The following is a 12842-nucleotide window of genomic DNA, read 5'->3' as shown; positions in this document are numbered from 1 at the left end:
GTCGGAAGCCCCCGCGTCATCCCGATATAATCGCGACTCCCCTTGTCCGATTTCGTTTCCTGTGCCCAAGCCCTCCTCGCCCGTCTGGCTGTTCGACCTCGACAACACGCTGCACGATGCATCGCACGCGATCTTCCCGGCGATCAGCGCCAACATGAACACGTACATCGCGCGCGTGCTCGGCGACGGCGTCACGCCCGCGACCCAGGAGGCCGTCAACGCGGCCCGCGTCGGCTACTGGAAACGCTATGGCGCCACGCTGCTCGGGATGATCCGCCACCACCGCGTCGACGCCGCCGACTTCCTGCGCCAGACGCACGACATCGGCGCGCTGCACGAGCTGGTACGTTACGAGCGCGGACTGGAACGCATGCTGCGCCGCCTCCCGGGGCGCAAGATCCTGCTGACGAACGCGCCGACGGCGTATTCGACGGGCGTCGTGCGCCACATCGGGCTGCAGCGCCAGTTCGCGCACCACGTCTCGATCGAAGACATGCGCGTGCACGGCCAGCTGCGTCCGAAACCGTCGACGCTGATGCTGCGCCGCCTGTTGCGCCGCCAAGGTCTCGCCGCCAGCCGCTGCATCCTCGTCGAGGACACGCTCGTGAACCTCAAGCGCGCCAAGCAGCTCGGCGTACGCACGGTCTGGGTCACGCAATACCTGCGCTACAGCGATCCGATCGGCAAAGCCCCCCTGCCGAAAATGGTCAAACGCCCCGGTTACGTCGATGTCAAAGTAAAATCCGTTCTTCGGCTGTCCGCGCATTTGCGCCGGCTGGCACCTCGACCCCACACGGAGAACTTCTAACAACATGGCAAGCACGAAGCCGGGCCAACGCAAACAGCAGATCCTCCAGGCCCTTGCGGCCATGCTCGAACATCCGAAGGGCGAGAAGATCACGACGGCGGCGCTGGCCGCCAGGCTGTCGGTGTCGGAAGCGGCCCTGTACCGCCATTTCGCCAGCAAGGCGCAGATGTTCGAAGGCCTGATCGAATTCATCGAGGCGACCGTGTTCACCTTGTTCAACCAGGTTACGGAACGCGAGGACAACGGCGTCGCGCAGGCGCATGCGATGCTGCAGATTTTGTTGTCGTTCGCCGCCAACAACCCGGGCATGACGCGCGTGCTGATCGGCGACGCCCTCGTCGGCGAGGACGACCGCCTGCAGCTGCGCATGAACCAGTTCTACGACAAGGTCGAGCTGGCGTTCAAACAGGCGCTGCGCGTGGCCACCACCCAGGGGCACGGACGCGAGGAAGACGTGGCCGCACGCGCCGCGATGCTCGTCTCGTACGTGACCGGCCGCTGGCACCGCTACGCCAAAAGCGGCTTCAAACAACACCCGACCGAAAACAGCCCGCTGCAACTCGCCTTGCTGCTCGCCGCCTGAATATCGCCATGGATGCCACCGTATTCGCCCTGCTCGACGACGCGAGCCCCGAAGGCCATGCGCAGCCGCGCTCGCGCCTGTACGGCGGCTATGCCGGTACGCTGGCCTGCCAGGACGCGCGCGACTGGCCGCGCCTGCTGGACGGCGTCCAGGATGCGCTCGCGCGCGGCCTGCACGCCGTGCCCGTGCTGACGTATGAACTGGGAGAGCGGCTGGTCGGCACCGCGCCCGCGCGCGAGCTGCACGCGCCGCTGGCCCAGGTGCTGCTGTTCGAACGCTACGACATGCTCGACGCCGCCCAGGTCGACGCCTGGCTGACCGCGCGCGCGGAAGAACAAGGCGGCGGCCCGGCCGGCATCGGTGCCGTGCGCGCCAACGTCGACGAGCCCGCGTTCGCGCACGCCATCGAACGCATCCGGGATTACATCGCGGCCGGCGACACCTACCAGGTCAACTACACGTACCGCTTGCGCTTCGATGCCTTCGGTCCCGTGTGCGCGTTGTACGCGCGCCTGCGCGCACGCCAGCCGGTGCCGTACGGGGCCCTCATCGGCCTGCCGGACGGACGCGCCGTGCTGTCGCTGTCGCCGGAACTGTTCGTGCGCCACGACGCCGGTCGCCTGCTGGCGCGTCCGATGAAGGGCACGGCGCCGGCGGACGATGACGATGTCGTGAACGCCGTGCGCGCGCAGCACCTGGCCGCCGACCCAAAGAACCGCGCCGAGAACCTCATGATCGTCGACCTGCTGCGCAACGACCTCGGACGCATCGCGCGCACCGGCAGCGTGGGCGTGCCGGCGCTGTTCGAAGTGAAGCGCTACAGCAGCGTGCTGCAGATGACGTCGACCGTGCAGGCCCAGCTCGTGCCGGGCACGGAATTGTCGGCCATCTTCGCCGCGCTGTATCCCTGCGGCTCGATCACGGGGGCGCCCAAGCGCCGCACGATGGAGATCATCCGCGAACTCGAGCCGGCCGCGCGCGGCATCTACACGGGCGCGATCGGCTGGATCGATCCGCCGCCGCCGGGCGGCGGATTCGGCGCGCTGCAGGGTGCCCGGTTCGGCGATTTTTGTCTGTCGGTCCCGATCCGCACATTGACGCTGCAGCCGGAACAGAACGGCGTGCGTCACGGCGAACTGGGCGTCGGCGCGGGCATCGTGTACGACAGCGACGCCGGCGCGGAGTTTGCCGAATGCCGGCTCAAGGCCAGCTTCCTCACGGGCCTGACGAACGACTTCGAGATCTTCGAGACCATCTACGCCACGCGCGCCGACGGTTGCCGCCACCTGGGACGCCACCTCGCGCGCCTCGGCGCATCCGCCGCGTATTTCGGCCATCCGTTCCAGCCTGATCTCGCGCGCGCCGCCGCGCTGCAAGCCTGCGCGGCGCTGCCGAACGATGCGCCGCACCGCGTGCGCCTGGCGCTGCGTCCCGACGGGGAAATCGTTGTGCAGACGGGCGCGCTGGCGCCGTTGAGCGAGCCGGTGACGCTGCTCCTGTCGGACGAGCCGACACGCGCGCACGACGTGTTCCTGCGCCATAAGACGAGCATCCGCAGCCGCTACGACGCGGCCTGGCGCGCGGCGGAAAGCGTGGGCGCCTTCGACACGCTGTTCTTCAACGAACGCGGGGAATTGACGGAGGGTGGACGCAGCAATGTGTTCGTGAAGATCGGCGGCCGCTGGTACACGCCGCCGTTGTCGGCCGGCGTGCTGCCCGGGGTGATGCGCGGCGTGCTGCTGGACGATCCGGCCTGGGACGCGATCGAGTGCCCGCTCACGCGCGACAGCCTCGCGCATGCGCAGGAGATCGTCGTCTGCAATGCCTTGCGCGGGGTGCTCAGGGCGGTGCTGCGCAAATAACGTCATTCCTGCGAAAGCGGGAATGCATACTGACTTTCAATAATCGTGATGCCCGGGTTACCGTTACGCCTTCGGTGACTCAACATGGTCCCCCGCGCTCGCGGGGGAGACGGCGGGAGACTTAGCCGCCCAGCGCCTGCTCGATCTTGCCGACGAGGGCCGGATCTTCCGGCGTCACCTTGCTCGGGAAGTAATCGATGACTTTACCGTTCCGGTCGATCAGGTATTTATTAAAATTCCACTTGGGCTGGTTGCCGGTGGCCTTGATCAGCTCCGAGTACAGCGGATTGGCGTGGGCCCCTGTCACGACGGTGCTGGTAAACATCGGGAATTTCACGCCGTACGTGTTGTAGCACAGGTCGGCGATCTTTTTGACGTCGGCATCTTCCTGTTTAAAATCGTTCGACGGGAAGCCCAGCACGACGAGGCCGCGCGGCGCGTACTTCGCGTACAGCTTTTCCAGGCCGTCGTACTGCTTCGTAAAACCGCAGTAGCTGGCCGTGTTCACGACCAGCACCACCTTGCCGGCGTACTGGCACAAGTCCTGCGGCGCTTCGTCCTGCAGGCGGTTGAAGGTGTGCTTCAACACGGCCGGGCAGCTGGCCGGATGGGCGGACGGCTGGGCAACGGCGGCCGGCGTCTGCGCCAGCGCGGGCACCGCGGTGAACGTCACGGCGGCGCCGAGGGAAAGCAGCAAAGCGGTGGTCTTGAGCATGGTCGGAAGGTGCGCGGTTGGTGGATCTTCATTCTATGCCAATCCGCGCGGACCTGCGGCTCACCCGTCGATCTTCACCTTCGACATGTCCGCCTTGGGCGCCGGCCAGTCGAGCTTCATGCCCTGCATCGTCTCCAGCAGCAGGTGGGCGATGATCAGGTTGCGGTGCGTCTTCGAATCGGCCGGCACGACGTACCACGGCGCGTGGTCGCTGTCCGTCGCGTTGATCGTCTCGCTGTAGGCGCGCTGGTAGACGTCCCATTTCGAGCGCGCGGCCAGGTCGGACGGATCGAACTTCCAGTGCTTCTCCGGATCGTCCAGGCGCGCCTGCAGGCGCTCGCGCTGCTCATCCTTGGAGATGTGCAGGAAGACTTTCATCACCGTCGTCCCCGTCTCGGCCAGCATGCGCTCGAAGTCGCGGATCTGGGCGAAGCGGCGCTCGCGCGCGTCGTCATCCAGGTCGCCCGAGACCCGCGGCACGAGCACGTCTTCGTAATGGCTGCGGTTGAAAATCCCGATTTCTCCCTTGCCCGGCACGCACGCGTGCACGCGCCAGAGAAAATCGTGCGCCTTTTCCTTGTCGGTCGGCGCGACGAAACCCGTGGCGTGCAAGCCCATCGGATTGATCTGCGAGAACAGCGCGCGGACGGTGCCGTCCTTGCCGGACGTGTCCATGCCTTGCAGGATCAGCAGCAGTTTCTGGTCGCGCGCCGCGTACAGTTTTTCCTGCAGCTTGGCCACCTCGGCCGTCAGCTCGGCAGTGAGCGTTCGCTCGCGCTCCTTGATCTCGCCATTTTTGAGCTTGCCCTTCTTGTCGTCGCGCAGCGGGGTAGCGCTGGCATCCTTGTCGCGCAGTTCGAGGTTCTTCGGTGCGCGGAAGCGTTCCAGCATGCTCATGCGGCCCGCTCGCCCAGCTTGCGGTGCTCGATCAGCATGCAGTGGTTCATCACCACGTCCAGGCCGGCGGCACGGGCCAGGTCGGCGGCGACCTGGTTCTCGATGCCGAGCTGCATCCACAGGCAGCCGGCGCGCACGTCGATGGCATCCTTGGCGATGGGCGGGATCTCTTCCGGCTTGCGGAAGCAGTCGACGATGTCGATGCGGGTGCCGTCGGATGCGAGCACGTCGGCGGCGTCCTGCAACGTGGCATACACGGTCTCGCCGAGAATCTGCTGGCCGGCATAGGCGGGATTGATGGGGATGATGCGGTAGCCCTGCTTCTGCAGGTAGCCGGCAACTTCCAGGCTGGCGCGTTCGGGCTTGTTCGAGAGCCCGACCACGGCGACGGTCCGGGCGGCGCGGAGGATTTGTTCAATGGTTCGCACGATGTCTATCTCAACGTTTTGTCATTGAAGCTAGCTTATCAGGTTTGCATCACCGGACGGCGCAGCTTACACCGGGGTCAGATCCCGAGTTTTGGCAACGGCCTACGAGCTATTTCCTAAAACCGGGGTCTGACCCCGGTTTTGGGAAATAAAAAAGGCAGCCCGGGGGCTGCCTTTTGCTAGCCCGGAGGCTGCTTTTCTTTGAGCGCTCGAACAACCAGCGATCAGCGTCCTTTATGACGCAGCTTGGCGATGGCCGCCAGCTGGGCGATCGCCGCCGCCAGTTCGGCTTGCGCCTTGGCGTAGTCGACCTGCGATTCCTTGTTCAGCATCTGCTCTTCGGCACGGCGCTTGGCTTCCTGGGCTTTCGCTTCGTCCAAGTCGGCACCGCGGATCGCGGTGTCGGCCAGGACCGTCACGCCTTTCGGCTGGACTTCCAGGATGCCGCCGGCGACGAACACGAATTCTTCGTCGCTGCGGCCCGGCACTTTGATGCGCACGGCACCCGGGCGGATGCGCGTGATCAAGGGGGTGTGCATCGGGTAGATACCCAGCTCACCCGATTCACCCGGCAACGCGACGAATTCCGCTTCGCCCGAAAAGATCTGCTCTTCGGCCGAGACGACGTCAACGTGAATGGTATTTGCCATAAGTGTCCTTTGAAGAGGCTAGCGATTAGGCAGCCAGCTTCTTGGCCTTTTCGATCGCTTCTTCGATGGTGCCGACCATGTAGAACGCCTGCTCCGGCAGGTGGTCCAGCTCGCCCGACGCGATCATCTTGAAGCCCTTGATCGTGTCTTTCAGCGAGACGTACTTGCCCGGTGCGCCGGTAAACACTTCAGCGACGTGGAACGGCTGCGACAGGAAACGCTGCATCTTACGAGCGCGTGCGACGACCAGCTTGTCTTCCGGTGCCAGTTCGTCCATGCCCAGAATCGCGATGATGTCGCGCAGTTCCTTGTAGCGCTGCAGCGTGCCCTGCACGGCGCGTGCGGTGCTGTAGTGCTCTTCGCCGACGACCAGCGGGTCCAGCTGGCGCGAGGTCGAGTCGAGCGGGTCGACGGCCGGGTAGATACCCAGCGAGGCGATGTCACGCGACAGAACGACGGTCGAGTCCAGGTGGGCGAAGGTGGTGGCCGGCGACGGGTCGGTCAAGTCGTCCGCAGGGACGTACACGGCCTGGATCGAGGTGATCGAACCGGTCTTGGTCGACGTGATGCGCTCTTGCAGGCGGCCCATTTCTTCGGCCAGCGTCGGCTGGTAGCCCACGGCGGACGGCATACGGCCCAGCAGTGCCGACACTTCGGTACCGGCCAGCGTGTAACGGTAGATGTTGTCGACGAAGAACAGAACGTCCTTGCCTTCGTCACGGAACGCTTCGGCCATCGTCAGGCCGGTCAGCGCGACGCGCAGACGGTTGCCCGGCGGTTCGTTCATCTGGCCGTAGACCATCGCGACCTTCGAGTTGCCCAGGTTGTCCAGATCGACGACCTTCGCATCGGCCATTTCGTGGTAGAAGTCGTTACCTTCACGGGTACGCTCACCCACGCCGGCGAACACGGACAGACCCGAGTGCGCTTTCGCGATGTTGTTGATCAGTTCCATCATGTTCACGGTCTTGCCGACGCCGGCGCCGCCGAACAGGCCGACCTTACCGCCTTTGGCGAACGGGCAGACCAGGTCGATCACCTTGATGCCGGTTTCCAGCAGGTCTTGCGACGGCGACAGCTCGTCGTACTGCGGGGCGGTACGGTGGATCGACGCGGTGCGCTCCTGGCTGACCGGACCGCGCTCGTCGATCGGGTTGCCCAGCACGTCCATGATGCGGCCCAGGGTGGCCGGACCGACCGGCACCATGATCGGGTTGCCGGTGTTCTGGATGGTCATGCCGCGACGCAGGCCTTCCGAGCTGCCCAGCGCGATGGTGCGGACGATGCCGTCGCCCAGCTGCTGCTGCACTTCCAGCGTCAGTTCGGAGCCTTCCATTTTCAGTGCGTCATACACCTTCGGCATGGCGTCGCGCGGGAATTCCACGTCAACCACCGCGCCGATACACTGAACGATTTTGCCATCAGCCATTTTCGTTCCTTCAGATATAGTTTTAATGTCGTTTCGTGAGGTCGCTCGCGTCGCTTAGCTGCTGATCGCAGCTGCGCCCGACACGATCTCGGAGAGTTCTTTGGTAATCGCCGCCTGGCGGGTCTTGTTGTAGACCAGCTTCAGCTCGCCGATGACGTTACCCGCGTTGTCGGTCGCGGCCTTCATCGCCACCATACGCGCCGATTGCTCGGACGCCAGGTTCTCGGCCACCGCCTGGTAGATCAGCGCTTCCACGTAACGCACCAGCAGCTCGTCGATCACGACTTGCGCGTCCGGCTCGTAGATGTAGTCCCACGAGTGGGCGTTGCTGTCCGCCTCCAGGTGACCGGCCGGCAGCGGGAGCAGCTGCTCGATGACCGGTTCCTGGCGCATGGTGTTGATGAACTTGGTGTAGCACAGGTACACCGCGTCCAGCTGACCATCCTGATAAGCGTCGAGCATGACCTTGATCGGGCCGATCAGCTTTTCCAGGTGCGGGGTGTCGCCGATCTGGGTGACGCTCGACACGACCTTCACGCCGATGCGGTTCAGGAAACCCAGACCTTTATTGCCGATTGCAACGGCTTCAATGCGTTTGCCCGCGCTTTCCAGCTCGCGGGACTTCTGCGTCACCTGGCGCAACACGTTGGTGTTCATGCCGCCGCACAGACCCTTGTCGGTCGTGACGACGATGAAGCCGACGGCTTTCGCCTCGACGTCCTTGGCTTGCGCCATGAACGCGTGGGTGTACTCCGGGTTCGCAGTGGCGAGGTTGGCCGTGATGTTACGGACCTTCTCGCTGTAGGGACGGGCGGCGCGCATCCGGTCCTGCGCCTTGCGCATCTTGGACGCGGCGACCATTTCCATCGCCTTGGTGATCTTCTTCGTATTTTCTACGCTCTTGATCTTGCCACGTATCTCTTTGCCTGCTGCCATGAGCCCTTACTCCTTAAGGGGACGAGGATTGCTCCCCGTCCCGAGATCCATCAATAAGCCGGTCTTAGAACGACTTCTTGAAATCGGCGATGGCGGCGGCCAGCGCTGCTTCGCCGTCCTTGTCCAGTGCCTTGGTCTCTTCGATCTTCGACAGCAGGGCGCCGTGGCTCGACTTCAGGTAGCCGTGCAGGCCGGCTTCGAAGTCCAGCACGCGCTTGACGTCGATGCTGTCGAAGTAGCCCTTGTTCACGGCGAACAGCGAAGCGGCCATCAGCGAGATCGGCAGCGGCGAGAACTGTTTCTGCTTCAGCAGTTCGGTCACGCGCGCACCGCGGTCCAGCTGTTTGCGGGTCGACTCGTCCAGGTCCGATGCGAACTGCGCGAACGCGGCCAGTTCACGGTACTGTGCCAGGTCGGTACGGATACCGCCGGACAGGCTCTTGATGACCTTGGTCTGAGCTGCGCCACCGACGCGCGACACCGAGATACCCGCGTTGATCGCCGGACGGATACCGGCGTTGAACAGCGAGGTCTCCAGGAAGATCTGGCCGTCGGTAATCGAGATCACGTTGGTCGGCACGAACGCCGAGACGTCGCCCGCTTGCGTTTCGATGATCGGCAGTGCGGTCAGCGAACCGGTCTTGCCCTTGACGGCGCCGCCGGTGAAGGCTTCGACGTAGTCGGCGTTGACGCGTGCGGCACGCTCCAGCAGACGGCTGTGCAGGTAGAACACGTCGCCCGGGTAAGCTTCGCGGCCCGGCGGACGGCGCAGCAGCAGCGAGATCTGGCGGTAAGCGACTGCCTGCTTCGACAGGTCGTCGTACACAATCAGCGCGTCTTCGCCGCGGTCGCGGAAGTATTCGCCCATCGCGCAGCCCGAGTAGGCCGAGATGTACTGCATGGCGGCCGATTCCGAAGCGGACGCGGCGACGACGATCGTGTATTCCATCGCGCCGTGCTCTTCCAACGAGCGCACGATGTTCTTGATGGTCGAGGCCTTCTGGCCGATCGCGACGTACACGCAGGTGACGCCCTGGCCCTTCTGGTTGATGATCGCGTCGACTGCGACAGCCGATTTACCGGTCTGGCGGTCGCCGATGATCAGCTCGCGCTGGCCACGGCCGATCGGCACCATCGAGTCGATGGACTTGATGCCGGTCTGCAGCGGCTGCGAGACGGATTCGCGGGCGATCACGCCCGGGGCGATCTTTTCGATCGGGGCGGTCAGCTTGGCATCGATCGGACCCTTGCCGTCGATCGGCTGGCCCAGTGCGTTGACGACGCGGCCGCGCAGTTCCGGACCGATCGGCACTTCCAGGATGCGGCCGGTGGTCTTGACGGTGTTGCCTTCGGAGATGTGCTCGTAAGCACCCAGGATCACGGCGCCGACCGAGTCGCGCTCGAGGTTCATGGCCAGACCGAAGGTGTTGCCCGGGAATTCCAGCATCTCGCCCTGCATCACGTCCGACAGACCATGGATGCGGCAGATACCGTCGGCGACGGAGATCACCGTGCCTTGGTTACGAACATCAGCCGAACCTTCGAGGCCCTGGATGCGGCTCTTGATCAGTTCGCTGATTTCAGACGAATTAAGTTGCATGAGTGCTAACTCCTAATAGTTTCTTGATGCGTAGGGCAAGTCCTGGACGCGGCGACGGTGCTTGTCTAGCGATTCTCAGGCGACCAGCGCGTTGTGCATCTGCTGCAGCTTCGCGCGGACCGAGGTATCGAGCACTTCATCGCCGACGACCACGCGCACGCCACCGATCAGCGACGGATCGAGCACGACCGTGGGGTTCAGCTTGCGGCCAAATTTCTTTTCCAGCGTGGCGACCAGCGGGTTGAGCTGGTCGGCCGAAAGTTCGAACGCGCTGTAGATCGTCGCGTCGGCGGCGCCTTCCTGTGCGTTCTTGAGCACAGCGAACTGGGCACCGATTTCCGGCAGCAGGGCAACGCGGCCGTTCTCGGCCAGCATCGCGATAAAGTTCTTCGCTTCAGCGTTCAGTGGCGACTTGACCATCGACGCAATCGCATCGGCCAGCTGTGCGTGCTTGACATGCGGATTGGCAGCAAATGCCTGCACATCCGGATTGGCACCGATCAGCGCCAGTTCCGCGACGATGGCCGACCAGGCGGCCATGTCGCCCTGCTGGGCGACGCGGAACAGGGCTTCGGCGTAAGGGCGGGCGACGGTTGCGAGTTCAGCCATGATCAGAGCTCGGCCGCAAGGCGGTTCAGCAGATCGGCGTGGGCCGCTGCGTTGACTTCGCGCTTCAGGATCTGTTCGGCACCGGTCACTGCCAGGGCAGCCACCTGGGCACGCAGTTCTTCGCGCGCGCGGGTAACCTGCTGCTCGGCGTCGGCCTTCGCACCTTCGATGATGCGGGCGGCTTCGACACTTGCCTGCTGCTTGGCTTCTTCGATGATCGCTGCGGCGCGCTTTTCGGCGTCGGCGATGCGCTTGGCGCTTTCGTCACGCGTCGCGGCCAGTTCGGCGGCGATACGTTTTTCGGCGGCGGCCATTTCGGCCTTGCCACGGTCGGCGGCTGCCAGACCATTCGCGATCCTCTCGGCGCGCTCGTCGAGCGCTTTCATCAGCGGCGGCCACACGAATTTCATCGTGAAGCCGGCCAGGATGAAGAAGACCACGAACTGGGCAAACAAGGTTGCGTTCAAGTTCACGGTAAATTCCTTCTCACAAAAACGGATGCCGAACCTGGGGGTTCGGCTCTTCAGAATCGAATGATGATTCGATTAGCCGTGGAACGGATTTGCGAAGGCGAACAGCATGGCGATACCGACGCCGATCAGGAACGCCGCGTCGATCAGACCAGCCAGCAGGAACATCTTGGTCTGCAGGGTGTTCATCAGTTCAGGCTGACGTGCCGAGGCTTCCAGGTATTTGCCGCCCATGATCGCGATACCGATACATGCGCCGATAGCACCCAGGCCGATGATCAGACCGCAAGCCAGTGCAACGAAAGAAACGTCAGTCATGAGATTTACTCCAAAAGTTAATTTAAAAAATTACAGATTTACTAGGATTTACAACTTCTTTACTACCACTATCTTGTTCGTTCTTGCGATCGCGTCGGTCAGTGGCTCTCGTGGGCCTGACCGATGTAGACCAGCGTCAGCATCATGAAGATGAATGCCTGCAGGACAACGATCAGGATGTGGAAGATCGCCCAGATCGAACCCGCAATCACGTGGCCGACGAAGCCGAACACGGTTGCCATGGAGCCCAGCAGGGCGATCAACAGGAACAGCAGCTCGCCGGCGTACATGTTGCCGAACAGTCGCATACCGAGCGACACGGTGCGGGCTACGTATTCGATGACGTTCAACAGCAGGTTGAACGGAGCCATATAAATGCCGAACGGGGCGGCGAACAGTTCGTGAACCCAGCCACCGATGCCCTTGACCTTGACGTTGTAATAGAGGACGACGGCCAGCACGCCCAGCGACATGCCCATGGTGCCGTTCAGGTCGGCGGTCGGCACGCTGCGGAAATGCGGTTCACCCATGCCCAGGGCACGGAACAGGGCTGCAAACATGTCGACCGGCAGGAAGTCCATCGCGTTCATCAGCACGACCCAGACGAATACGGTCAACGCCAGCGGTGCGATGAAGCGGCGATCGCCGTGCACGATGGCTTTCGACTGGTCTTCGACCATTTCGACGATCATTTCGACGAAGGCCTGGAAGCGGCCCGGCACGCCGGCGGTGGCGCGACGCGCGGCCGTCCACATGATGAGGCAGCCGATCACGCCCAGCGTGACCGACCACAGGATGGTGTCGAGGTTCCACACGTGGAAGTCGACCACGAAGGACTGGTGACCCTGGGTCAGGTGGCCCAGGTGGTGCTGGATGTACTCTCCTGCGGTTGGCGCATGCTCCGCCGCGGTTTCTACCGTGTTCGTCATTGTTTATGCCCAAATAATAAAATGATGTAACTTTTCAGCGCCACGATGAACCCGCCCAACAGGGCCAGCCAGTTCAGGCCGTGGTACAGCCGCGCCGTTGCGAAGAGCAGCGCGAGCGTTAAAGCAATCTTTACAAATTCCCAGATGAAAAATGTGGCAGGGTTTGCACCGCCCATTTTTTGTGAACTGGCGAACAGGCGAAAAGCCATGATGCCATTGGGCACGACACAACACATCCCGCCAAGTACCGCCGAAAACATCGCAGCCCACCCCCCAAGCAGTCCGGCGATCACGCCGGCCACAAGTGTTGCCGTGATTTGCAGGGAGACCAAGCGCAGCATTTTTCTGTTCTAATCGCGCCAGCCGTAGTGGAACCGTGTAACGGTATGGTAATTACATGAATCAGCGGGATTATAAGGTGTTATCGGAGCCATAGTCAAACTCTTCCATCCTTGCGCTTACTTATATCGGGTGTAAAAACTACAAACTATTTCGACAATAAACTGTTAAATTTCCTACGAAATGTTGTGTAATTACGACTGTCAAGGGTGGTAAACCGATAGTTTCTGCCATCCGGATGCCGACCGGACAAGCGTGGCGATGAGACC

15 protein-coding genes are annotated in these 12842 nt (G+C 63.1%); 3 read left to right on the top strand and 12 right to left on the bottom strand.

Annotated elements, in window-relative coordinates; translation table 11 throughout:
- The first annotated feature begins 61 nt into the window (after nucleotides 1–61).
- From BVG12_RS20240 to BVG12_RS20230, 3 genes are read left to right on the top strand one after another with little or no spacing between them, the layout of a single operon-like run.
- Nucleotides 62–808 carry an HAD-IA family hydrolase gene (locus BVG12_RS20240; RefSeq protein WP_229503666.1) on the top strand — a complete coding sequence of 249 codons (747 nt, stop codon included), beginning with the start codon at nucleotides 62–64 and terminating at the stop codon, nucleotides 806–808.
- Between the two features lie 4 nt (nucleotides 809–812).
- The gene (gene slmA, locus BVG12_RS20235; RefSeq protein WP_075793973.1) at nucleotides 813–1391 is read left to right on the top strand and encodes a nucleoid occlusion factor SlmA; all 579 of its coding nucleotides are present in this window, start codon (nucleotides 813–815) and stop codon (nucleotides 1389–1391) included.
- An 8-nt stretch (nucleotides 1392–1399) separates the two neighbouring features.
- Nucleotides 1400–3253, top strand: a complete 1854-nt coding sequence (locus tag BVG12_RS20230) for a chorismate-binding protein (protein WP_075793972.1) — start codon at nucleotides 1400–1402, stop codon at nucleotides 3251–3253.
- A 121-nt stretch (nucleotides 3254–3374) separates the two neighbouring features.
- Here the strand turns inward: BVG12_RS20230 and BVG12_RS20225 are convergent, their stop codons facing one another.
- From BVG12_RS20225 to BVG12_RS20170, 12 genes are all read right to left on the bottom strand, one after another.
- Entirely contained in the window at nucleotides 3375–3968 is a 594-nt protein-coding gene (locus tag BVG12_RS20225; RefSeq protein WP_075793971.1) for a glutathione peroxidase, read from the bottom strand.
- A gap of 60 nt (nucleotides 3969–4028) precedes the next feature.
- Nucleotides 4029–4865 carry a PPK2 family polyphosphate kinase gene (locus BVG12_RS20220; protein ID WP_075793970.1) on the bottom strand — a complete coding sequence of 279 codons (837 nt, stop codon included), beginning with the start codon at nucleotides 4863–4865 and terminating at the stop codon, nucleotides 4029–4031.
- Complete coding sequence (locus BVG12_RS20215) at nucleotides 4862–5293, bottom strand: CoA-binding protein (RefSeq protein ID WP_075793969.1); 432 nt, start codon at nucleotides 5291–5293, stop codon at nucleotides 4862–4864. Before BVG12_RS20215 ends, BVG12_RS20220 begins: the two co-directional genes overlap by 4 nt.
- A gap of 224 nt (nucleotides 5294–5517) precedes the next feature.
- A complete protein-coding gene (locus BVG12_RS20210; RefSeq protein ID WP_075793968.1) occupies nucleotides 5518–5943 on the bottom strand; it encodes a F0F1 ATP synthase subunit epsilon in 426 nt (141 codons plus the stop codon).
- A gap of 25 nt (nucleotides 5944–5968) precedes the next feature.
- Nucleotides 5969–7372: a F0F1 ATP synthase subunit beta gene (gene atpD / locus BVG12_RS20205; protein ID WP_075793967.1), complete on the bottom strand. Its 1404-nt coding sequence runs from the start codon at nucleotides 7370–7372 to the stop codon at nucleotides 5969–5971.
- A 54-nt stretch (nucleotides 7373–7426) separates the two neighbouring features.
- Complete coding sequence (gene atpG / locus BVG12_RS20200; RefSeq protein WP_075793966.1) at nucleotides 7427–8308, bottom strand: F0F1 ATP synthase subunit gamma; 882 nt, start codon at nucleotides 8306–8308, stop codon at nucleotides 7427–7429.
- Nucleotides 8309–8372: 64 nt separating this feature from the next.
- Nucleotides 8373–9908, bottom strand: a complete 1536-nt coding sequence (atpA, locus tag BVG12_RS20195) for a F0F1 ATP synthase subunit alpha (RefSeq protein ID WP_075793965.1) — start codon at nucleotides 9906–9908, stop codon at nucleotides 8373–8375.
- 75 nt (nucleotides 9909–9983) lie between these two features.
- Nucleotides 9984–10517 (bottom strand): F0F1 ATP synthase subunit delta, encoded by a 534-nt coding sequence (locus BVG12_RS20190; RefSeq protein WP_075793964.1) that lies wholly within the window; start codon nucleotides 10515–10517, stop codon nucleotides 9984–9986.
- 2 nt (nucleotides 10518–10519) lie between these two features.
- On the bottom strand, nucleotides 10520–10990 hold the full coding sequence (locus BVG12_RS20185) for a F0F1 ATP synthase subunit B (RefSeq protein ID WP_075793963.1): 471 nt from the start codon (nucleotides 10988–10990) through the stop codon (nucleotides 10520–10522).
- A 72-nt stretch (nucleotides 10991–11062) separates the two neighbouring features.
- The gene (gene atpE / locus BVG12_RS20180; RefSeq protein WP_036171449.1) at nucleotides 11063–11305 is read right to left on the bottom strand and encodes a F0F1 ATP synthase subunit C; all 243 of its coding nucleotides are present in this window, start codon (nucleotides 11303–11305) and stop codon (nucleotides 11063–11065) included.
- 98 nt (nucleotides 11306–11403) lie between these two features.
- Nucleotides 11404–12234 carry a F0F1 ATP synthase subunit A gene (atpB, locus tag BVG12_RS20175; protein WP_075793962.1) on the bottom strand — a complete coding sequence of 277 codons (831 nt, stop codon included), beginning with the start codon at nucleotides 12232–12234 and terminating at the stop codon, nucleotides 11404–11406.
- Entirely contained in the window at nucleotides 12231–12575 is a 345-nt protein-coding gene (locus tag BVG12_RS20170; RefSeq protein WP_075793961.1) for an ATP synthase subunit I, read from the bottom strand. The genes atpB and BVG12_RS20170 overlap by 4 nt, the downstream gene beginning before the upstream one ends.
- Nucleotides 12576–12842: the final 267 nt, after the last annotated feature.

The organism is Massilia putida (assembly GCF_001941825.1).
Lineage (GTDB): Bacteria > Pseudomonadota > Gammaproteobacteria > Burkholderiales > Burkholderiaceae_D > Telluria > Telluria putida.
Note: the sequence above shows the minus strand (reverse complement) of the source record. Positions and strands in the feature narration are given on the sequence as shown.

Coding starts and splice junctions, on each gene's coding strand:
- slmA (WP_075793973.1), top strand. CDS start 813: ATGGCAAGCACGAAGCCGGGCCAACGCAAACAGCAGATCCTCCAGGCC.
- BVG12_RS20230 (WP_075793972.1), top strand. CDS start 1,400: ATGGATGCCACCGTATTCGCCCTGCTCGACGACGCGAGCCCCGAAGGC.
- BVG12_RS20225 (WP_075793971.1), bottom strand. CDS start 3,968: ATGCTCAAGACCACCGCTTTGCTGCTTTCCCTCGGCGCCGCCGTGACG.
- BVG12_RS20220 (WP_075793970.1), bottom strand. CDS start 4,865: ATGAGCATGCTGGAACGCTTCCGCGCACCGAAGAACCTCGAACTGCGC.
- BVG12_RS20210 (WP_075793968.1), bottom strand. CDS start 5,943: ATGGCAAATACCATTCACGTTGACGTCGTCTCGGCCGAAGAGCAGATC.
- atpD (WP_075793967.1), bottom strand. CDS start 7,372: ATGGCTGATGGCAAAATCGTTCAGTGTATCGGCGCGGTGGTTGACGTG.
- atpG (WP_075793966.1), bottom strand. CDS start 8,308: ATGGCAGCAGGCAAAGAGATACGTGGCAAGATCAAGAGCGTAGAAAAT.
- atpA (WP_075793965.1), bottom strand. CDS start 9,908: ATGCAACTTAATTCGTCTGAAATCAGCGAACTGATCAAGAGCCGCATC.
- BVG12_RS20190 (WP_075793964.1), bottom strand. CDS start 10,517: ATGGCTGAACTCGCAACCGTCGCCCGCCCTTACGCCGAAGCCCTGTTC.
- atpE (WP_036171449.1), bottom strand. CDS start 11,305: ATGACTGACGTTTCTTTCGTTGCACTGGCTTGCGGTCTGATCATCGGC.
- atpB (WP_075793962.1), bottom strand. CDS start 12,234: ATGACGAACACGGTAGAAACCGCGGCGGAGCATGCGCCAACCGCAGGA.
- BVG12_RS20170 (WP_075793961.1), bottom strand. CDS start 12,575: ATGCTGCGCTTGGTCTCCCTGCAAATCACGGCAACACTTGTGGCCGGC.